This window comes from Arthrobacter sp. TJ-266, from assembly GCF_058269115.1.
Genome location: NZ_JBZCNC010000001.1, coordinates 96,694 through 116,141, shown reverse-complemented (window position 1 = coordinate 116,141; position 19,448 = coordinate 96,694). Strand labels below are relative to the sequence as shown.

Here is a 19,448-nt window from a genome sequence, read left to right as displayed (position 1 = left end):
CGCTCGTTGGCGGCAGCGGGGGCGGGTCTGCAGGAGCGGGCTGGTTCGACGTCGAGGCCCGCGTGCGAGGATGACGCCATGACTCGCGGGGAGGAGCTGCTCGAAGGGCCGCGTGGGCGGCGACTCTGCCTCGAGCTGGCCTTGGAGCTCTCCCAGGACCTGTGGTCCCCGGTGCTGCACCTCGCCGGCTCCCTCGATCCCGACATGGGCACTGCGCGCGCGCACCTGGTCGCCAGCTTCGACGACGACCCGCCGACGCTGGTGCGGGAAGCACCGCGACCACCGGCGGTATCGGAGGTGGCCCGTCTCCTCGGAGGCGTGGATCCGACCGCCGTCGACGAACGCCGCATCCACCGGGCGTTCGCCGAGTCCGTGGCCACGGCCCGCGGCTGGCAGGGACCCGACGGCGAGGACATCATGGCGGCACTGCCGGAGATCCGGCACGCGCTGCTGCCCCTGGCCGAGCAGGTCATGGGGACGCCGCTCGGCAGGTCCCTCCGAGCGCCCCGGCAGACCTCCCAGTGGCACATCGGCTTCCGCGGCGCCGCGGACCCGGCCCGGCTCCCCCGCGATCCGGGCGGAGAGCTCGAAGCCTGGGCGGCCGCCGCCCGTGCGGAGGAGGAACGGGCGCACCACGATCGGCCTACCGACCCGCGGGCGCCCTACGGCGGCACGTGGTGGTCTCACGCCGAGCGCCTGCTGCAGACGGTCACCCGCGTCCCCGAAGCCCTCGATCTCGTCGAGGATGCGCCGGCCGAGAAGGTTGCCACAGCGGTATCCGTCCGCGGTCTCGGGCGGACGTTCGAGATCGTGACGGCGGACGACTGGGCGAGCCTCTGCCGTGATCACCCGCTCGACGTCACGGCGTCCCGCCGCCATTCCTGGTTCGCCGTCACGGGCCGGGACGGACCGTGGGTGATCCCCGACTGGCAGTCGGTCGCCGCCGTCTGGGATGCCGTCCACCTCACCGCCTTCGCCTACCTCCGCTGCGCGACGTCGCGCATCGAGGTGGACGGGACGCGCGCGTCGGTCATCACCGGCTGGAACCCCGACACCACCATCTGGCTGACCGACGTCGCCCGCGAGTGGATCGAGCCGCGGCAGTACTGGCGGCGGTCCGTCCACGACGGCGCATGGGTACTCACGGACTGAACCTCCAGGAGAGCGACCAACCAGCATGGCTGCAGATGACATTCATGAAGGCTACGCGCGTCGCCGATCATGCCCCGCAGGACGTAGACCCGGGGGTACTGCTCCCCTGCACGGGTGCAGTACCCCCGGGGATGAGCACCCGCCGCGGCGGCACCGATCACGGAGGCCGGCGGTGACGTCCCGGACAGCACGGAACCGCCGTCATTCCCGACGGCGGTTCCGTGTCGAACGGGCGCTGCTGGGTGTCAGCCTCCGAAGAGCGCGGGCACCCGGGTCAGCGTCTGGAAGACGCCATAGGCGAGGGGCACTCCCACGAGTGCCCAGACGACGGCGATGCGTGCTCCGGCCATGTCAGGCCTCCCTTACGGATTCTCGGGGTGTCGATGTTGCCTTGGTGGGTTCGTGGAACCGGGGATCCACGGGCTTGATGAGCAGGTTCGCGATGAAGCCGACGATCAGCAGGCCCACCATGGTGAGCAGTGCCGGCTGGTAGGCGCCTGCGGTGAGCTGGCCCGGTGTGCCCTGCGCGTCGAGGAACGCGTTGACGATCAGGGGTCCGGCGATACCCGCAGCCGACCACGCGGTCAGGAGACGGCCGTGGATGGCGCCCACCTGGTAGGTGCCGAAGAGGTCGCGGAGGTAGGCCGGCACGGTCGCGAAGCCGCCACCGTAGAAGGAGATGATCACGAACGCGAGGAACACGAACAGGAGCGTGGTGGACGCCCCGGCCAGCGCGAGCACCGTGTAGAGAGCCGCTCCGACACCGAGGTAGACCATGTAGATCCGCTTGCGTCCGATGATGTCCGACGTCGACGACCAGATGAACCGGCCGGCCATGTTGCCGATCGAGAGCAGCCCCACGAAGCCACCGGCGACCGCGACGGTCACCGCAGTGGAGCCGTCCGAGCCGCGGAAGAAGTCCTGGATCATGGGCGAGGCCTGCTCCAGGATGCCGATGCCGGCGGTCACGTTGCAGAACAGCACGATCCAGACGAGCCAGAACTGGCGGGTCTTGATGGCATTCGAGGCGGAGACGTTGTCCGTGGTGACGAGTGGCTTCGACTTGAGCTGCGACGGGTCGAAACCGTCCGGCTTCCAGCCGTCCGCGGGCACCTTGATGGTGAAGGCTCCGAACATCATGTACACGAGGTAGATCACGGCGAGCGTCAGGAAGAGCTTGCCGACGGCGTCACCGCTCGCCACCCAGCCCTCGGCGCCCGAGTTGGGGTCGTACATGCGCAGCAGCTGGGTGGACAGCGGGCTCGCGATGAGCGCGCCACCGCCGAAGCCCATGATCGCCATGCCGGTGGCCAGCCCCGGGCGGTCGGGGAACCACTTGATGAGGGTGGAGACGGGCGAGATGTACCCGATGCCGAGCCCGATGCCGCCGATCACGCCGTAGCCGAGGTAGACGAGCCACAGCTGGCTGGTGAAGATGCCGAGTGCTCCCACGAGGAAGCCGGTGGTCCAGAACAGGGCCGAGGTGAACATGGCCTTGCGCGGCCCGTTGCGGTCCACCCAGGTGCCCAGCACGGCGGCGGAGAGACCCAGCATCACGATCGCGATCGAGAAGATGATGCCGATCTGGGTCAGGTTGGAGTCGAAATGTTCCACCAGTGCGGTCTTGTACACGCTGGTGGCGTACGCCTGGCCGATGCACAGGTGAACGGCCAGTGCGGCAGGTGGAATGAGCCAGCGGTTGAATCCCGGTGGCGCGATGGTTCGTTCGCGGTCAAGCCAACTCATCGGATACCTCTCTGTGAGCGTGAGTGGCCGCCCCACGGCCATCGTTGATGAAGGCAAGTATGCGGTGCATCACACCGAACTGGGAAAACACTACGACGGGCGGTAGTCGTGGCGCGACGAAATGCGCAAGTCGCACAACTCACAGGAAGGGTGCTTACCACTTCTGCTTACACTCTGCCCCATGGCCACACTCGCACATGTCCCCGACACCAAGCTGAAGCGGGGCATCTCCGGACCCCTGCTCTACCTCTTCATCCTCGGCGATGTACTGGGAGCAGGCGTGTACGCGCTCGTGGGGGTGATCTCGGCCGAAGTGGGCGGCGCCATCTGGATGCCGCTCATGGTCGCTCTCGCCCTCGCGCTGCTCACCGCGGGTTCCTACGCCGAACTCGTGACGAAGTACCCGAAGGCCGGTGGGGCGGCCGTGTTCGCCGAGCGGGCCTTCAAGACCCCGTTCATCTCGTTCCTCGTGGGCTTCTGCATGCTCGCAGCGGGAGTCACCAGCGCGGCCGGGCTCGCGCAGGCCTTCGCCGGCGGCTACCTCACCACGTTCATCGACGTACCGGCGGTCCCCGCGGCACTGGTGTTCCTCGTGCTGCTGGCGCTGCTCAACATGCGCGGTATCAAGGAGTCGGTGCGGAGCAACGTCGTCATGACGGTCATCGAGGTCTCCGGGCTGGTGCTCGTGATCGTGGTCGTCGGCGTGTTCATTGCGGGCGGCAACGGGGACCTCTCCCGCGTCAACGAGTTCCCGCCCGGCGTCGGCCCCGCCTCCGCGGTGCTCGCGGGGTCGCTGATCGCCTACTACTCCTTCGTCGGCTTCGAGGTCTCCGCGAACGTGGCCGAGGAGGTCAAGGATGTCAGCCGCGTCTACCCGCGTGCACTCTTCGGGGCGCTGATGACGGCTGGCGTGGTGTACCTGCTCATCGGGCTCGCGTCCTCGGCCGCGATGCCGCCCGAGCAGCTGGCAGGTTCGACGTCGCCCCTTCTGGACGTCGTCGCGGCCACAGGAGCGGGCATCCCTACCTGGCTGTTCAGCCTGGTGGCACTGATCGCCGTCGCCAACGGCGCGCTCCTGACCATGATCATGTCCAGCCGCCTCACTTACGGCATGGCCGAGCAGGGCCTCTTCCCCTCCGTCTTCAGCCGGGTGCTCCCCCAGCGCCGAACCCCGTGGGTGGCCATCGTCGCCACGACCGCCGTCGCCATGATCCTGACCCTCACCGGCGGCCTGGAGTCCCTGGCCTCCACGGTGGTGCTCCTGCTGCTCTTCGTGTTCCTCAGCACCAACATCGCGGTGATCGTGCTCCGGAAGGACCGCGTGGATCACGAGCACTTCCGCATCCCGGTGGTCTTCCCGTACCTCGCCATCGCCTCCTGCGTCCTGCTGCTCACACAGCAGACGGGGGAGATCTGGCTGCGCACCGGCATCCTGCTGGCCGTGGGCCTGGCGCTCTTCGGGCTCCAGCGCCTGGTGCGCGGCAGGGCGGCAAGGGCGTCGTCCGGGCAGTAGCCCCGGATCAGCCGGGCACCTCGGAGGCGAACACCACCTTGAGAGAACGAGGTGGGGCCCCGCATTCTGGCTACTTACGTGGGCACGCAAGAGGTGACGGCCCCGATGGGCCCTGACCCCGAGCCGGGTGCACCTCCTCGCGCGGCGCTGCACCGTCCGCGCATCGCGTGAACCGACCATGGCGCCCCAGTGGGTACCGGCGCCATCACCAGACGTGCGGTGCCGGTCTCCGGGTGCTGGGAAGAGTGGTGTTCAGCCGCCACTCGTGGATCCATGCGGGCAGCACCATGTCGGCGGGCGGCGTGCCGAACGCCGCGACGACGTCGTCCATGCCGACCGGGCCCGCCGTCGAGACAAGTCGCGTGCCGATGTACGCGCGGGCGTAGATCTCGCCGTCCACCACGGCGCGCTGCTCGAAGTAGATGGCACGCTCGTCGAGCCCGATGATGCGGGTCTCGATCGAGTACCGCTGCCCGAGACGCAGCGATTTCCTGAAGCTGATCGTCTCCCCCGCCGCGACGGGGCTCCACCCGCGGCGCCGCATCTCACGCCACACGCCGCTGCGCACCATGAGGTCGAACCGGCCCAGGTCGAAGACCGAGAAGTACATGCCGTTGTTCATATGCATCGCGATGTCGATGTCTGTCAGCAGCACCGTCAGGGAGGTGCTGCCCGCGTCCCAGATGCGCAGCGGCGGCCTGCGGCGGGACACGACCAGCAGCAGCAACGTGCGCAGGAGGAGGTGCATGCGCTCATATTACTCACCGGTAACGTGGAACGGCACGGGGCGGTGCACCACGGAATAAGGACCCGGAACCACCCGTTGCCGCCGTGAGGAAGCACCACGGAACCACGTTCGCCGAAGGAGCACTCATGACCGCCAGTACGCAGATCCAGCTCGCCACCCGGCCCGTCGGGACCCCCACGGCCGAGAACTTCTCCACCGTCACGGTGGACCTGCCGCCCCTCGGCCAGGACGAGGTGCGCGTCCGCAACGAGTTCGTCTCCGTGGACCCCTACATGCGCGGACGCATGAACGAGTCGAAGTCCTACATCCCTCCGTTCGGCCTCGGCGAGACGATGACCGGCGGCGCGGTGGGCAGGGTGGTCGAGTCGGCGTCATCAGCCCTTCCCGTCGGCACCGCGGTGCTGCACAACCTCGGCTGGCGCGACCTCGCGCAGGGCCCTGCCGCGCACTTCTCGCCCTTGCCGGAAACCGATCTCCCGCTGTCCGTGTTCCTCGGCGCCGCCGGGATGCCCGGTCTCACCGCCTACGCCGGGCTCACGCGCATCGCGGGGCTCACGGAGGGCGACGTCGTCTTCGTCTCGGGCGCGGCCGGCGCCGTCGGCTCGATGGCCGGGCAGATCGCACGCCTCCTCGGCGCCTCACGCGTCATCGGGTCCGCGGGATCGGCCGAGAAGGTGGACCTCCTGCGAACGCGCTACGGGTACGACGACGCCTTCAACTACAAGGACGCACCCGTGCGGCGGCAGCTGCGGGATGCGAGCCCCGACGGCATCGACGTCTACTTCGACAACGTGGGCGGCGACCACCTCGAAGCGGCACTCGACCGCCTGAACACCGGCGGGCGCGCGGCGCTCTGCGGCGCCATCTCGCAGTACAACGCCACCGAGCGGACACCGGGTCCCGACAACATGGCGAATCTCGTGATGCGATCGCTCACCCTCAGGGGATTCATCGTGTCCGAGCACCAGGACCTCCAGCCGGAGTTCGCGGAGCGGATGACACGCTGGCTCTCCGACGGCAGCGTGGTGTTCGACGAGACCGTCGTCGAGGGTATCGACCACGCGGTGGACGCCTTCCTCGACATGATGGGCGGCGCCAACACGGGGAAGATGCTCGTGCGCGTCTGAGGCCCCGGCACGGGACGGCCGGACACGCTGGGATACTGCCGTCATGACCGTCGAATTCACCTGCACCACCACCACCCGCCTCGCACAGGCCGAGCTGTTCGACCGCTCCCGCAGCATCGACGCCCACACGGAGTCCATGCGGTTCTCCCGCGAGCGGGCCGTGGGCGGGGTGACCACGGGCCTGATCGGCATGGGCCAGCACGTCACGTGGCGGGCCTTCCACTTCGGTGTCCCGATCAGGATGACGAGCGCCATCACGGAGTACGAGGCGCCCCACCGCTTCGTCGACCAGCAGGTCCGCGGGCCGTTCCGCGCCGTCCGGCACGTCCACGAGTTCTCGACGGACGACGGCGTCACCACCATGGTGGACAGGATTACGTTCACCGCGCCCTTCGGACCGGTGGGCGCCGTCGTCGAGCGCGTCCTGCTGCGCCCGTACCTCCGCCGGCTGATCGAGGTGCGGAACGCACACCTGGTCGCCCCGGAGCGGGCCTAGGCCTCCGGGACGGACACCCGCACGGAGTCGAGCCTCTTGCGCTGCTCCGGCGTGAGCAGGGTGCGGTACTGGGGAAACTCCCGGAGGAAGTTCCTCACCCGCGGGCAGTAGGGCACCACGGAGATCCGGCGACGGTGCGCGTTGAGCATCACCTGGCGGATCAGTGCCGGCTCCACGTCCGTGGGATCGAAACGGGGGTCCACTACGGCCTGGATCAGCACGGCGTAGGAGCTCTTCAGCTCGTACTTGACATGGCCCACCATGGTGCCGTCGCTGAAGAGTTCGAAGCGCGAGAACAGCGCGTTGTCCCGGAAGCCCGTGCGCACCCTGACGGGTGGCTTGTTGCTCTCGGCCTGTACCTCGCGGCGTTCGATCTCCCTGACGAGCTCCTCGTACTGGTAGATCGCCTCGGCGGGCGGGAAGTCGCGGTCAAGCTGACGGTACGTCTGATTGCACAGGACACGGAGGTGCCGGGTGCTGACCACGGTGAGATCGCCGGGGAACTCCGACTCGTCCAGCCGCGAGGCCGGGGAAGGAAGCGCGGCAGGTGCTGCATTCCAGTCGACATGGCTGTCGGTGGGAGGCGTCATGCCTGCAGGACGGTGTTCGACGAACGGGAAAGTGAACATAGCAGCTCCACGAAGACGGATCGTGGCCCGCTGCTGAGCCATACACGCACCATAGGCCTGCTGAAGTCTTTCGGAGAAATTAAGTGTACTTATTACTGCCGACAGTCTGCCGCGGTGCTAGTGGCGCGTCCTTCGCCTCTCGTGTAGCGGGTTGACGTGGAACCCGCCAGGACGGAAGGGTGACGTGGTACCCCTTCCCGATCAGGAGCTCCCCCATGGCACTCGCCCCCACCGTCCAATTGCGCAGCGGTGCGCGCCTCCCCCTGATCGGCCTCGGGACGTGGCCATTGACCGACGACGAGGCGGCCGGGACCGTCGACACCGCCGTCCGGGCGGGGTACCGCCTCATCGACACCGCGGAGAACTACCGCAACGAGAAGGGTGTGGGCGAGGGCATCCGCCGCTCCGGTGTTCCGCGCGAGGAGCTCTTCATCACCACGAAGTTCAACCGTGAGCACCACAGCCGCAACGACGTGCGGCGTGCGTTCGAAACGAGTGCCGGGCTCCTCGGGGTCGACTACATCGATCTCCTGATGGTCCACTGGCCGAACCCTGCGCAGGGCCGCCATGTCGAAGCCGTGCAGGGCATCGCCGACCTCCTGGAGGAGGGCCTGGTCCGCGCAGTGGGCACGTCCAACTACACACCCGCGCACCTGCAGCAGGTGATCGACGCCGGGCTGGTCCCCGACGTCAACCAGATCCAGCTCGACCCCGAGCGACCCCGCATCGAGGAACGGGCCTTCCACAACGAGCACGGCATCGTGACGGAGTCCTGGAGCCCCCTCGGCCAGGGAAGCGGTCTCCTCGACGACCCGGGCATCGCCGCGATCGCCGAAGCGCACGGCCGGACGCCGGCGCAGGTGGTGCTGCGCTGGCACGTGCAGCAGGGGCTCGTCGCCATCCCCAAGTCCTCGAACCCCGACCGGCTGGCGCAGAACCTCGCCGTGTTCGACTTCGAGCTCTCCGGCGCCGAGCTCGCCGCGGTCTACACGGCGGACGGCGAGGATGCGGACGTCGTGGACTCCGACGAGTTCGGCCACTGAACCACTCCTAGAGTCGCCTCTTCTGCTGACACCGGCTCCGCCCGCCGGGAGGGCAGTAAGCACGCTCAGTTCCTCACGGGCCGGGTTGAACGGCCTGCGCGGGAGCATCGACCGGAAGCAAGATCAGCATGGCGGGCGAACCCGGCAACCAGACCCCGAACACCCCTGATGTCAGCGAGACGGAACTGCGCGGCATGAAAGTGGACGAGCTCCGCGAGGAGGCCAAGGAGGAGGGGCTCCCGGGCACCTCCGGGAGCCGGAAGGGCCAACTCGTCGACGCCGTCGCCCAGGCGAAGCAGGAGCATGCCTCGGGAGCGGGCGGGTCCGGCGACGGGTCCGGGGATTCGGACGACCTCGGTGCCGGGCCCGACGGCGGCAGGATCCGCACAGGTCCCTAGACGTCGAAGTCCATCAAGTACTCGCAGGAGATCACCTCACCCGACGGGCTGCGCCGCGTGAGCTGGGAGGAATGGTTCCGGACGTTCGACGAGCGCCAGGTGAACTTCGTCTACCAGGAGCAACGCAAGGACGGGAACCAGTCCACCTTCTTCATCCTCGAGAGCCCCAGCCGCGAGGACGCCTGACGCCGGACCGAGGCTCTGGCTCTGGCTCTGGCGTGGGGGAAGCGCGCGCGGCCATATCCTTGGCGTGGTGCCCTTCTCCGCCGACAGCCGCGCCTTCCTGACGGCGGTGCCTCGACCCGGCGGGCTCCCTCCACCCCCCGAGAGGAACCCGCGTGCTCGAGATCGTCGTCGTCCTTCTTGCCGGCTTCTGGGCGGGCATGATCAACGTGGTGGTGGGATCCGGCACGCTCGTCACGTTCCCCACGCTGCTCCTGTTCGGGTACCCGCCGATCGTCGCGAACATCTCCAACAACATCGGCCTCGTGGGCGGCGGGCTCTCGGGCTCGTGGGGATACCGGCGGGAGATCGTGGCCAACAAGCGGCTGCTGGTCCGGCTCCTCCCGCTGTCGGTCCTCGGCGGGATCGGTGGCGCGCTGCTCCTGCTCGTCCTGCCGGCGGAGGCCTTCCAGGCGATCGTGCCCGTGCTGATCATCATCGGGCTCGTGATGGTGGCCCTCGCTCCACGGCTGCAGCGCGCCGCCGCGGCCAAGGCCGGTGAGGAAGCGCCGGACACCGCCCCGAGCACGCGCCGTTCGCTGCTCCTGCTCGGCGGCATCGCCCTGCTCGGCGTGTACGGGGGCTACTTCGGTGCCGCGCAGGGCATCCTGATCGTCGGCTTCATGAGCATCGTCACCATCCAGAGCCTGCAGCGCATCAACGCCATCAAGAACCTGCTCACCACGGCAGTGAACGCCGTGGCAGCGGTGACGTTCATGCTGTTCGCGTGGGACTCCATCAACTGGACCCTCGTGCTCCTCATCGCCATCGGCGCAACGCTCGGTGGCCTGGTGGGAGCTCGCGTGGGCCGGAAGCTCTCACCCGTCGCCCTCCGCGCCACCATCCTGGTGATCGGTAGCATCGCACTGGTCCGCATCGTCTTCTTCGGCTGACCGCACACCACCTCGGGAGTCCCCATTCAACGCTTCACCTGCGCCGTCTGCTCGGCGCCGCTCTTCTTCGAGAACTCCCGCTGCCTCGCCTGCGGCACGCCCCTCGGCTTCCACCGCGGTGAGCGCATCCTCGCACCCCTGGACGACGACGGCGTGTACCGCGACCTCGAAGGGCAGTCGCTCGTGCGCTGCGTCAACCTGACGCTCTCGGGGTGCACCTGGCTGGTGAGGGAGACCGGCGACGAGTGCTTCAGCTGCACCCTCACCCGCAGCCGCCCCGAGGACCATGACACCACCGGGCTGGCGCAGTTCCTCGACGCCGAGCGGTCCAAGCGGCACCTGATCTACGAACTGGACGTCCTCGGGCTGCCGATCGAGGACAGGATCCAGAACCCCGAGCGGGGGCTCGCCTTCGACCTGCTCTCGAGCGTGGAGGAGAAGGTGGTGATCGGCCACCAGAACGGGTTGATCACGATCGACCTCGCCGAGACCGTGGACTCGCACCGGGAGAAGATGCGCGCGAAGCTCGACGAGCCCTACCGCACCATGCTCGGCCATTTCCGCCACGAGACCGGGCACTACTTCGAGGGCACGCTGGTGTTCTCGGACCCCGCCCTGACGGACCACGCGCGCAGCATCTTCGGCGACGACCGCGAGAGCTACAAGGACGCCCTGACGCGCCACTACGCCGAGGGTGCGCCGGAGGACTGGAAGGCGAGCTTCATCTCGCAGTACGCCACCATGCACCCGTACGAGGATTTCGCCGAGACCTTCGCGCACTACCTGCACATCTGCGACACCGTGGATACGGCGTTGCACCACGGACTCGCGTCGGGTCCCGGCCCCGCGACGAGCGAGGACTTCGGCGAGGTGGTGCGGAAGACGTGGATACCGCTCTCGGTGGCGCTCAACCAGGTCAACAGGAGCATGGGTGCCAATGACCTCTACCCGTTCGTGCTGCCACCCGCGGTGATCGACAAGCTGGACTTCGTGCACCGGCTGCGCGTGCGTGTCGGGGAACCCGTCCACCCGGACGGCGACGCCGCGCCGCCCACAGCCGGTTAGGGCCTCACGGCCAGAGCATCTCGCGATGCCACCCCTCGCCGAACCGCGTGTACTTCAGGCGCGTGTGCCGGCGCTCCTGATCGGCCTGCCAGAACTCGACGGCGTCGGGGGCCACCGTGAAGACGGTCCAGGTGGTGGACACGAGACCACCCGCCTCCTCGATCCGCTGCACCTGCTCCTGCACAGCTGTCTCGACGTCGGCCGTGTCCCTCAGGGGCGCGCTCTGGCTGCCGGCGAGGACGAGGGCCCGCGCCACGGGGTGGCGGCGCTGGAAGTCGGCGTCGTTCTCCTCGGTGGTGCCCGTGGACACGGTTCCCCTCACACGCACCTGACGTCCGGCGTCGGGCCAGAAGAACGTCAGGGCGGCGGCGGGATGGGCGGTCAGCTGGCGGCCCTTGGGGCTGTCGCTGCTCGAGGCGACCTGCCAGCCGGCTGCCGTCACGTCCTTCACGATCACCACGCGCGCATCCGGCACGCCGGCGTCGTCCACGGTGGCGAGGTTCACGGCGTGCGGAGCCATCACGCCGTCGGCCACCGCCCGCTCGAGCCACTCGACGAAGAGCTCGATCGGCGAGTCCGGTGCATTCTCCGGATCGAAGGGAGGCATCTCGTCGGGGAAGACGGGGACGCCGCGGACGATGTCGCGGATTTGGCGGATATCGCTCATGCGGTCAGCCTAGCCGTCGCCTCCCACGGGGTGCCGGGCAGGTCGCCGAACGGTCGCTGGACGAGATGCCGGGCAGGATGCCGCGTGGAGGGCAACCCCACCCGCTCCCCACGGCCAGGTTCCACGCCGCTGCCGGCATCGTCATAGAGTCGATGGATGCCCCTCCACCAGGACACCCATGTCGGCCGGCGGGACCTCACCCGGTGGACCACTCCCCTCGGCCGCTTGCTCGTGCGGTGCGTCGGTCCGATCGCCCGGGCCATCGGTGCACACGCCGCACTGCTGCTGCTCATCGCCGTCGGCGGCGGGGTCGCCGCGGCGCTCACCGCGGCCTCCGCGGAGGTGTACGAGTCCGTGGTGGAGGCCAACGGCGTCGCCGCGCTCGATCAGCCGGCCCTCGGTCTCGCGGTGTCGCTCCGCAGCGGGCCGGTCGATGCCTTCATCACGGGCTACACGAACATCGGCGGACCGGTGGGCATGCCCATCCTCGCCGTCGCCGTCATGGTGCTGCTCGCCGTGCGCCGACGTTCGTGGACGCCCGTGATCCTCCTGCCCGCCGCGGCGTTCGGCTCGCTGCTGATGACGGTTGCGGGGAAGGATGCCATCGGACGCCTGCGGCCTCCCATGGACCTCGCCGTGCCCCCGTACGAGACCTCGCCGTCCTTCCCGAGCGGGCACTCCCTGAACGCGCTCGTCATCGCCGGCATCGTCGCGTACCTGCTGGTGATGCGGCAGGAACGCACCCGCACGCGCGTCGTCACCATCACCCTCGCGGCGCTGTTCGCCGTGTCGATGGGCCTCACCCGCGTGTTCCTCGGCCATCACTGGCTGACGGACGTGCTGGTCGCGTGGACGCTCGGGCTGGCGTGGCTCGCCGTCGTCATCACCGCGCACAGACTGTTCCTCACGTTCCGGCTCCATCGCGCGGCCGGACACACTGGGCAGGTCAGCGGCGAACCGGCATGATGGTGCTGACCGGGACGACAGCGCGGCAGACCGCGCACCGGGCAGGGGAGCAACCATGACGAACGATCCGACCACCGGCCCGCACTCTTCCGGTAACGAGTCCACACCCTCCGACGGCGGCGCCTCCGGCCAGCCGAGTAACCCGTTGAACGGCCCCGACGCCCAGCCCTACGACGGCGGCGCGTACGGCCGGACGAACAGCCACGACAGCCGGCCGTACGACGCGGATCAGCCGTACCAGCAGCCCTACGAGCCCAGCCAGACCCAGCCGTACCAGCAGGGCTACGGGCAGACTTATGGGCAGAGTTACGGCCAGAGTTACGGGCAGGGCCAGGGCTACCAGCCGGGCCAAACGCAGCCGTACGGTCAGCTGCGGCGCTCGCCCGCCGGTGAGAGCGCGGCGCAGCTCTCGCTGATCCTCGGGATCGTCGGCCTCTTCTTCGCCGGCATCGTGCTGGGGCCCATGGCCATCTGGCAGGCGGGCAAGGCGGAGAAGCTCGGGGTCCAGGCCACCGCGGGTAAGGTGCTCGGCTGGATCAGCACCATCCTCTGGGCGCTCGGCGTGCTGTCCGGAGTCGCATTCCTCGTCATCATCCTGGCCGGCCTCGGCGCGGCGGGCAGCTACAGCGGCTGAGCCGCACCTACTCCTTACCGGCGCAGAGGGCCCGCCGGGGCCCAGCGGGAGGTCTGCGCAATTTGTCTCCGAGCTCGTCGGGTCAGTACCTCCCTCTTCGTCGCGGATCTCGCGGCGACACCGCAGGGCCGCCATCAAGCTCGGCTCCGATTCCCGCGGGCCCTGCTTCTTGGCACGACCGATCGCTGGAGGTCCGCCCAGAGTCGTCTCCGGCATCGCGCGCGTGAACCGAGCCGAAGTTCTCGCCCTGTTCACATCAACTCAAGATTGAACTCACATGGGTCGGTGAAGCTTTCCTCCGGACGAAGATCCATCTCTCTTCTCACCAGCATTGGAGCACCCATGCCCTCTTCCAGCCGGACAACCTGGCCGTCTCGCTTTCCTCCCCCGAGCAGGACGCCCACGACCATGGTGGCCTCGCTGCTTGCGATGGTCACCATCGCAGCGGGGTCGTCCCTGTCGACAGGGACTTCGTCCGCTCATGCAATCGATGAGCCCCTCACCACCGCTGGCAACCTCTCATCCGTCGACTCGCCTGCCGAGACGAACGCCACGAGCGATCTGGCGTCGCGATTCACCTTCGCCGTGCTTCCGGACACCCAGTTCTACTCGCGGTACGCGACCTCGCAGTTCGAGCGCCCGGACCGCTACGGGCCCGGCAACAACCCGTTCGCAGAACAGACCGAGTGGCTCGCCACGCACGCTGAGGAGCTCGAGATCCCCTTCGTCGCGCACCTCGGCGACGTCGTCGATCAGGTGAACCAGGACGGTGAATGGCAGACCGCGGACCGGGCCATGCGCACCCTCGAAGAGGCCGCGCTCCCGTACTCGATCCTCGCGGGTAACCATGACGTCCGGAACAGTTCGGACACCGTGTACGACACCGAGTAGGACCTCGCCCGAGAGCCCTACCTGAAGTATTTCGGTAAGGACCGCGCCGCTGGTCAAGCGACCTACGGCGGCAGTGACCCGACGGGCATGAACCAGTACCACGTCTTCGAGGCCGAGGGGCAGGAGTTCATGGTCCTCGCTCTGTCCTGGCGGGCCTCCGACGCGACGCTGGACTGGGCGAAACAGGTCATGGCAGCCCATCCCACGGTGCCCGTCATCCTCACCTCCCACGAGGTCATCGACATCGAATCCGACGGCGTCACCCCGAAGGACACGGCCTACGGACTGCGCCTGTGGAACGACCTCATCCGCGGCAATGATCAGATCTTCATGACCCTCAACGGGCACTTCCACGGCGCCGCACGGCAGACCAAGCTCAACGACGCAGGGAACACAGTCACGCAGATCGTCACGGACTACCAGATGGCCTACGAGGGCGGGAACGGGTACCTCGGGCTCTTCGAGTTCGACCTGACCAACAACCGGATCTCCATGCAGACCGGGTCACCCTGGGTGGTGTCGAAACCGACCGAGATGCTCACCTCGTTCGACCAGGCATTCCTCGAGGGGCCCAACCAGCAGTTCACCATCGATCTGGACTTCCGCGACAGGTTCAGTGGCTTCAACCCCTCCTTCACTGCCGGCTCCGCGGACGAGCCCTCTCTGACGCAGAAAGCCCGGGAGATCCTGCTCAAGGACTTCACCGAACCCGAAGCGCCCGTCGTCGTCCCCCCTGCCTCGACCGAGGACTACCCCGAGGTCGAGGGCACTCTCGCCCACTGGCGCATGAACGGCAGGGAAGGCGTCCTGCCCGCAGGCGGAACCATCCCCGACGTCGAAGCAGGTGCTGACCTGACCCGGGCGACGACCGCGGAGTCGGGATCCCCCACCGCGCAGGACGGCGATGTCACCGTCACCGGCGACGCACACCCCCTCTCAGCCGACAGCGCTGCCATGTGCTTCACCGGATCGAGCAAACGCACCGACCGGTTCAGCTACCTGACCACACCGGTGGACGCTCCAGTCAACAACGCTGCCCTCCCGAACGGCTACACGATCGAGACGTTCCTGAAAATCGACCCGACGTGGACCGAGGACGACAACGCATGGATGAAGGCGATCGTCCGCTCCGGCAACCGGTCGAAGATCGGCGTGCCGCAGACCCGCTGGGACTGGACTGCGAGCCCGGCGGCTCTCGGCGTATCGAGCCTCAAGGAATTCCAGTGGACAGAAGTACCAAGTGACACCACCAAGGGTGACCGCACCAACTGGTCCGGGGAGATCATCCTCGACCGCTGGGTCCACGTCGCCCTCGTCAACAAGCCCGATACCGCGGAGACCACGATGTACGTCGACGGTGCGCCCGTGCTTCGAATCGCTACCAACACGATCGGACACGGACTGCAGCAGAACATGCCCTGGCTCTTCGGCTCCGACTGGGTCGATGACAAGGCCACGAACGGGTGGAACGGATGCATCGGTGAGACACGCGTCGTCGATCACCCCCTCGAGCAGTCCGAATGGCTCACTGCCCGCGCAGACGTCAACGACGTCGCGTTCACAAGCCCCGTCGACGGAGCCACAACCAAGCCGCTCAAGCACGTCACCGGAACAGGTGTGCCGGGAGCGACCATCACGATGACCGGCAGCATGACCGCGACAACAACGGTCGACGACGAGGGTCATTGGGCGATCAGCACCCGCAAGCCGGTCCTTCCCGGCAACCGGAACCTCACCATCACCCAGAGCCTTGGGGAACGGGTGTCGGAACCCCTGACTGTCCAGTTCCGGGTAGGAGGCAAACCCACCGCCAGCTGATCCTCCACCCCTCAGTGCTCCCGCGGCACAAACGTGCGCCCCTACCTATGAAGGCAGGGGCGCACGTGCGTTGTGCAACCAATCGGTGCTACTGGTCTTCATCGCCGCGCAGCACCACTTCCTCGAAGGGCTCGCTCACACAGGGCTGAAAGGCTGAAACGGTAAAGAAGGAAGATCATCAATCAATGGTGGTCGCGGTGACAACTCGACGGACCGCAGGTCATCGGTCACCCGGCCAAGATACAGCTAGGCATCTTCGGCCTGATCGGTTGCGGACAGCGTTCCCAGGAGTTCCAGGGCATCGGAACTCGGGCTGCCTGTCTCTGCGTGGTAGATCAGGAGCTGATGGCCCGGCGTGCCGGCGACTTCCAGCGTCTCGTAATCCAGAGTGACCTCGCCAACCTCCGGATGGAGGAAGCGCTTCGCTCCTTGTGTCTTTGTTCGTACCTGGTGTTTCTGCCACATCGCTGCGAACTCGCTGCTGTTTTGGACGAGCTTCTCAGCAATCTGTGTCGCTCGGGCCCGGGAGGAAGGCATCCCTTGGGCCGATCGGAGCGCTGCGACACTGTACTCGGCCACCTGATCCCAGTCCCGGTAGAACGTCCTGGCGTCAGAATCGAGGAACACCATGACAAGAAGGTTTTCGGAGAATCGAAAACCTGGGAAAAAGATGTCAGCGATACGATTCCTTGCGAGTACGTCGAAGGTCGGATTGAGTATCAGCGCGGGCTGCGACGGCCAGTTCGCGATGAGGCGGACAAGATTTGGGGAAGGAGTCACTCCCAGGGGTCGGGCGAGAGGTGGCTCAAGACCAGCGAGCCGATACATGTGCGTTTTCTCGTCCCCAGTCAGTCTGAAGATCCGAGCCAGCGCCTCAATGACTTGAGGAGAAGGATGCTTCTCACGTCCTTGCTCGAGACGGGCGTAGTAATCGACGCTGATGCCCACGGTTGATGCAACCTCTTCCCGCCGCAGACCGCTCACCCGCCTGGGTCCGTAGCTGCGCAGCCCTAGCTCCGCGGGCTGGGTAGCAGCACGCTGCACTCGAAGGTAGGTACCGAGATCTGATGTGATCATGGATTACAGCCTATGTTCGCTGATGAGGGACGTGCGTAGCTCTGCCACACCTAGCCTCACTTTGCCTCGATTCCTGCGGTGCGCGCGATCAGTTCAAGCGCCCTACGGCCCGGGATGCAACGCGCAGTGCTACACCCGATAGGCAACCGCGATCTGAGCGTCGCAGGCGCCTAGCAGCCGGTCCTAACGCAAGGGTTACGGGACAACCAGACGCCGAGTTCTCGAGTGGTCGGGTGTCGGCGAGCAGCATAGGTGCGGCACACCCACGCCGTCTCGACAAACACTTCCTACTGTTGAAGCGATGCGACGACAGCCCATTGAAGTCGCGGTGTTTACAGGAGAATTATATGAGTGCCTCAAAAGCAGCCTCCGACGTGCACGTCGTCGGGATGTGGGTAACAGCCGATGGCCACATCCGTCAGGAGCTTCTTCCCGACGGCCGGTACGACGAAGCGAGGGGGAACAGGACGAGCGCCTACACCGGCACCTATCAGGTCGCCGGATCGCATCTGGATTACCGGGACGACACCGGTTTCACTGCTACGGGTGACATCAGGGACGGAGTTCTTTATCACGAGCACCTCGTGCTTTACCGCGAAGATGACAAAGGATAGGCACCCTCCGTACTACGTTCCGGCAGTTCCGTCAGTGATCCCCAGTAATTGATGCTCACGTAATTTCGGTGCTTGCCTATAGTTCCTGATGGTGAAACGCGAAATCAACTATGTAAAGGCCATCGCAGCATCATATGAAGAACGAAGGGACTGCACCGGTAACGGAAGCAGTCCCTTCTCATGCATGGAAGGACGATTGTGATCAAGGCCTCGTCAAGCGCGGCTAGGGAAGAGTGGAGAGGGTGCTGGCACCAAGCGCCAGGATCGTCCCGGCCACGGTTGCAAAGACGACAGTAGTGCCAGAAGTGGGAACTATGAGATCAAGCTGGAGAGAACCGATGAGTTGCCCCCTCCGATCATGCACAGGCTGGTGAAAAGAACCGCCAGGCTGCGGACGAGCACGGTCCCGACGCACATGAAGATGCGACTCATGGGCCCACCAGGGTGACCCAACACTCGGCTGGGAGCCCGTTGGCTGGACCGCTCAGAGGGAGCCTCATCAGCCAAGCAGCAAGGAGCACGACTGTGCCAGTGAAGAAATTTACGAGAGTAGTAGTCAGCGGCGAGCCGTAGGACACCGAGGTAGGGCCGTTCACAGCCTGGTGGGAAGCAAGCTGGCGAAAATCGAGGCTGGGCGACGTGTGGTCACTCTCCTACCTCGAGATAGTTCTGCTCATGACTGGCTCGCTCCTGGTCGGGCAATAGGCACGTGAGTTGCAGGTAGATCCGTCCTTCCAGCCCTCATACATGCAGCGGCTGGAAGGACGGCCCTGTACTACTTGCGGTCGAGCCGGTACATGACGTGATGCAGGCGATCCCCCACGAAGTCGCCGAAAGCCCAAAAGCCGAGGTCGTCGAGGTAGTCGATCCGCGTTCCGTCGATCCAGAAGCGTCCCTGGTAGGCGTGCGGTCGGCCTCCTCGGGTTTCGTCGTAGCGGCCGTCAGCGGTGAGCTCCTGGTAGAGGAAGTCGTTCTCATCGATCCACATGCCCAGGTAGGGGCTGTCGCTGAGGTCCTGGGGTCCGGTGCTGGTACCGGACCCACTGAAGGTCGTGCGGAGGTTGGTGTAATCCCATCGCACGATCTCGCCCTTGGAGAACAGAGCCATGACCTTCTCGGGGTTGTTGATGAGGGTGTCGGCGGCCTGGGCGATGGTGCCGGCGAATTCGGTGGGAATGACAGCAAGGTCCATATGATTCCCGGATGTGATGGTGCCGATCCGGTCCGTGCGCTTGCTACGCAGTCCGAGGACCGCGAGGGAGTCGATGACTGTCGGCACGATCGTCATTCCTGCACAGTCGATGAGGATCATGCCATCGTCGCCGGCGGCCGTGAGAAGACCCGGCCCGACCCCATAGATGGTGTCTCCACCGTAGAGAACGTCTCCCCGAGGGAAGTCGCCGGTACGCGGATCGAGCGTAAGAACGGTTCCGCCGGTAAGCAGGGCGAAGTGCTGTTCCCCGCTTTCACCTGTGAGGGTTCGGAAGGTCTCCGCGTTCCACGTCGGAACGAAGGAAGTTTTGTCTGTCGTGTTCGGGGTGCTCATGAGGTGCTCCGTTTTCCTGAAGGGCACGAACGGCCCGCCAATAATCGTCGAGGTTGCGTCCATCTCCAGCGCTGTGCTGAGCGGACATTGATCAGTCTCGGCAGTACGAAGGAGAGCAGGAAGGCAACGCCTCACCCCGGGTGTAGGACACCTACGTCACCGCTTAGCAGCGGGATACCTCACGGGCATCAGTGCGGGCAACA

Annotated in this window: 22 protein-coding genes and 1 pseudogene; 14 read left to right on the top strand and 9 right to left on the bottom strand. The window is 66.6% G+C overall.

Features of this window, described 5'->3' with window-relative positions:
* The first annotated feature begins 78 nt into the window (after positions 1 to 78).
* Positions 79 to 1,152 (top strand): hypothetical protein, encoded by a 1,074-nt coding sequence (locus tag AC4D12_RS00650; RefSeq protein WP_490947857.1) that lies wholly within the window; start codon positions 79 to 81, stop codon positions 1,150 to 1,152.
* Positions 1,153 to 1,397: 245 nt separating this feature from the next.
* Here the strand turns inward: AC4D12_RS00650 and AC4D12_RS00645 are convergent, their stop codons facing one another.
* Both AC4D12_RS00645 and AC4D12_RS00640 read right to left on the bottom strand, forming a co-directional pair.
* A complete protein-coding gene (locus AC4D12_RS00645) occupies positions 1,398 to 1,502 on the bottom strand; it encodes an MFS transporter small subunit (RefSeq protein ID WP_490947856.1) in 105 nt (34 codons plus the stop codon).
* 1 nt (position 1,503) lies between these two features.
* A complete protein-coding gene (locus AC4D12_RS00640; protein WP_490947855.1) occupies positions 1,504 to 2,898 on the bottom strand; it encodes an OFA family MFS transporter in 1,395 nt (464 codons plus the stop codon).
* Between the two features lie 181 nt (positions 2,899 to 3,079).
* Here AC4D12_RS00640 and AC4D12_RS00635 point away from each other — a divergent pair, with 181 nt between their 5' ends.
* Entirely contained in the window at positions 3,080 to 4,411 is a 1,332-nt protein-coding gene (locus tag AC4D12_RS00635) for an APC family permease (RefSeq protein ID WP_490947854.1), read from the top strand.
* Between the two features lie 205 nt (positions 4,412 to 4,616).
* Here the strand turns inward: AC4D12_RS00635 and AC4D12_RS00630 are convergent, their stop codons facing one another.
* Positions 4,617 to 5,159, bottom strand: coding sequence for a thioesterase family protein (locus AC4D12_RS00630; RefSeq protein WP_490947853.1), 543 nt, complete (start codon positions 5,157 to 5,159; stop codon positions 4,617 to 4,619).
* A gap of 125 nt (positions 5,160 to 5,284) precedes the next feature.
* Between AC4D12_RS00630 and AC4D12_RS00625 the strand changes: the two genes are divergently transcribed.
* The gene (locus tag AC4D12_RS00625; protein ID WP_490947852.1) at positions 5,285 to 6,286 is read left to right on the top strand and encodes an NADP-dependent oxidoreductase; all 1,002 of its coding nucleotides are present in this window, start codon (positions 5,285 to 5,287) and stop codon (positions 6,284 to 6,286) included.
* A gap of 43 nt (positions 6,287 to 6,329) precedes the next feature.
* Entirely contained in the window at positions 6,330 to 6,782 is a 453-nt protein-coding gene (locus tag AC4D12_RS00620) for an SRPBCC family protein (protein ID WP_490947851.1), read from the top strand.
* On the opposite strand, the gene AC4D12_RS00615 is transcribed toward AC4D12_RS00620, so the two are convergent.
* Complete coding sequence (locus AC4D12_RS00615; RefSeq protein ID WP_490947850.1) at positions 6,779 to 7,411, bottom strand: GNAT family N-acetyltransferase; 633 nt, start codon at positions 7,409 to 7,411, stop codon at positions 6,779 to 6,781. The two genes, AC4D12_RS00620 and AC4D12_RS00615, sit on opposite strands and share 4 nt — an antisense overlap.
* A 215-nt stretch (positions 7,412 to 7,626) precedes the next feature.
* Between AC4D12_RS00615 and AC4D12_RS00610 the strand changes: the two genes are divergently transcribed.
* The 5 genes from AC4D12_RS00610 (at position 7,627) to AC4D12_RS00590 (ending at position 11,032) form a co-directional block, all read left to right on the top strand.
* Positions 7,627 to 8,454, top strand: a complete 828-nt coding sequence (locus tag AC4D12_RS00610; protein ID WP_490947849.1) for an aldo/keto reductase — start codon at positions 7,627 to 7,629, stop codon at positions 8,452 to 8,454.
* Positions 8,455 to 8,582: 128 nt separating this feature from the next.
* Positions 8,583 to 8,852 carry a Rho termination factor N-terminal domain-containing protein gene (locus AC4D12_RS00605; protein WP_490947848.1) on the top strand — a complete coding sequence of 90 codons (270 nt, stop codon included), beginning with the start codon at positions 8,583 to 8,585 and terminating at the stop codon, positions 8,850 to 8,852.
* A 57-nt stretch (positions 8,853 to 8,909) separates the two neighbouring features.
* Positions 8,910 to 9,038 carry a hypothetical protein gene (locus tag AC4D12_RS00600; protein ID WP_490947847.1) on the top strand — a complete coding sequence of 43 codons (129 nt, stop codon included), beginning with the start codon at positions 8,910 to 8,912 and terminating at the stop codon, positions 9,036 to 9,038.
* A 152-nt stretch (positions 9,039 to 9,190) separates the two neighbouring features.
* Positions 9,191 to 9,967 (top strand): sulfite exporter TauE/SafE family protein, encoded by a 777-nt coding sequence (locus tag AC4D12_RS00595; protein WP_490947846.1) that lies wholly within the window; start codon positions 9,191 to 9,193, stop codon positions 9,965 to 9,967.
* Positions 9,968 to 9,991: 24 nt separating this feature from the next.
* Complete coding sequence (locus AC4D12_RS00590) at positions 9,992 to 11,032, top strand: zinc-binding metallopeptidase family protein (protein WP_490948751.1); 1,041 nt, start codon at positions 9,992 to 9,994, stop codon at positions 11,030 to 11,032.
* A gap of 4 nt (positions 11,033 to 11,036) precedes the next feature.
* Here the strand turns inward: AC4D12_RS00590 and AC4D12_RS00585 are convergent, their stop codons facing one another.
* Positions 11,037 to 11,699, bottom strand: a complete 663-nt coding sequence (locus tag AC4D12_RS00585) for a pyridoxine/pyridoxamine 5'-phosphate oxidase (protein WP_490947845.1) — start codon at positions 11,697 to 11,699, stop codon at positions 11,037 to 11,039.
* Positions 11,700 to 11,855: 156 nt separating this feature from the next.
* Between AC4D12_RS00585 and AC4D12_RS00580 the strand changes: the two genes are divergently transcribed.
* Both AC4D12_RS00580 and AC4D12_RS00575 read left to right on the top strand, forming a co-directional pair.
* Positions 11,856 to 12,665 (top strand): phosphatase PAP2 family protein, encoded by an 810-nt coding sequence (locus AC4D12_RS00580; protein WP_490947844.1) that lies wholly within the window; start codon positions 11,856 to 11,858, stop codon positions 12,663 to 12,665.
* 55 nt (positions 12,666 to 12,720) lie between these two features.
* Positions 12,721 to 13,299 (top strand): DUF4190 domain-containing protein, encoded by a 579-nt coding sequence (locus AC4D12_RS00575; protein WP_490947843.1) that lies wholly within the window; start codon positions 12,721 to 12,723, stop codon positions 13,297 to 13,299.
* Between the two features lie 251 nt (positions 13,300 to 13,550).
* Here the strand turns inward: AC4D12_RS00575 and AC4D12_RS00570 are convergent, their stop codons facing one another.
* On the bottom strand, positions 13,551 to 13,739 hold the full coding sequence (locus tag AC4D12_RS00570) for a hypothetical protein (RefSeq protein WP_490947842.1): 189 nt from the start codon (positions 13,737 to 13,739) through the stop codon (positions 13,551 to 13,553).
* Positions 13,740 to 13,884: 145 nt separating this feature from the next.
* Between AC4D12_RS00570 and AC4D12_RS00565 the strand changes: the two genes are divergently transcribed.
* Together AC4D12_RS00565 and AC4D12_RS00560 are read left to right on the top strand one after the other, a co-directional pair.
* On the top strand, positions 13,885 to 14,190 hold the full coding sequence (locus AC4D12_RS00565) for a metallophosphoesterase family protein (RefSeq protein WP_490947841.1): 306 nt from the start codon (positions 13,885 to 13,887) through the stop codon (positions 14,188 to 14,190).
* 87 nt (positions 14,191 to 14,277) lie between these two features.
* The gene (locus AC4D12_RS00560; RefSeq protein ID WP_490947840.1) at positions 14,278 to 16,008 is read left to right on the top strand and encodes a LamG-like jellyroll fold domain-containing protein; all 1,731 of its coding nucleotides are present in this window, start codon (positions 14,278 to 14,280) and stop codon (positions 16,006 to 16,008) included.
* Between the two features lie 246 nt (positions 16,009 to 16,254).
* Here the strand turns inward: AC4D12_RS00560 and AC4D12_RS00555 are convergent, their stop codons facing one another.
* The gene (locus AC4D12_RS00555; protein WP_490947839.1) at positions 16,255 to 17,085 is read right to left on the bottom strand and encodes a helix-turn-helix transcriptional regulator; all 831 of its coding nucleotides are present in this window, start codon (positions 17,083 to 17,085) and stop codon (positions 16,255 to 16,257) included.
* Between the two features lie 347 nt (positions 17,086 to 17,432).
* On the opposite strand from AC4D12_RS00555, the gene AC4D12_RS00550 reads away from it, so the two are divergent.
* Positions 17,433 to 17,699, top strand: coding sequence for an Atu4866 domain-containing protein (locus AC4D12_RS00550; protein ID WP_490947838.1), 267 nt, complete (start codon positions 17,433 to 17,435; stop codon positions 17,697 to 17,699).
* Positions 17,700 to 18,127: 428 nt separating this feature from the next.
* On the opposite strand, the pseudogene AC4D12_RS00545 reads toward AC4D12_RS00550, so the two are convergent.
* Positions 18,128 to 18,301, bottom strand: a pseudogene (locus AC4D12_RS00545) (DMT family transporter); the annotation flags it as partial.
* A 173-nt stretch (positions 18,302 to 18,474) separates the two neighbouring features.
* Complete coding sequence (locus AC4D12_RS00540) at positions 18,475 to 19,308, bottom strand: Atu4866 domain-containing protein (protein ID WP_490947837.1); 834 nt, start codon at positions 19,306 to 19,308, stop codon at positions 18,475 to 18,477.
* Positions 19,309 to 19,448: the final 140 nt, after the last annotated feature.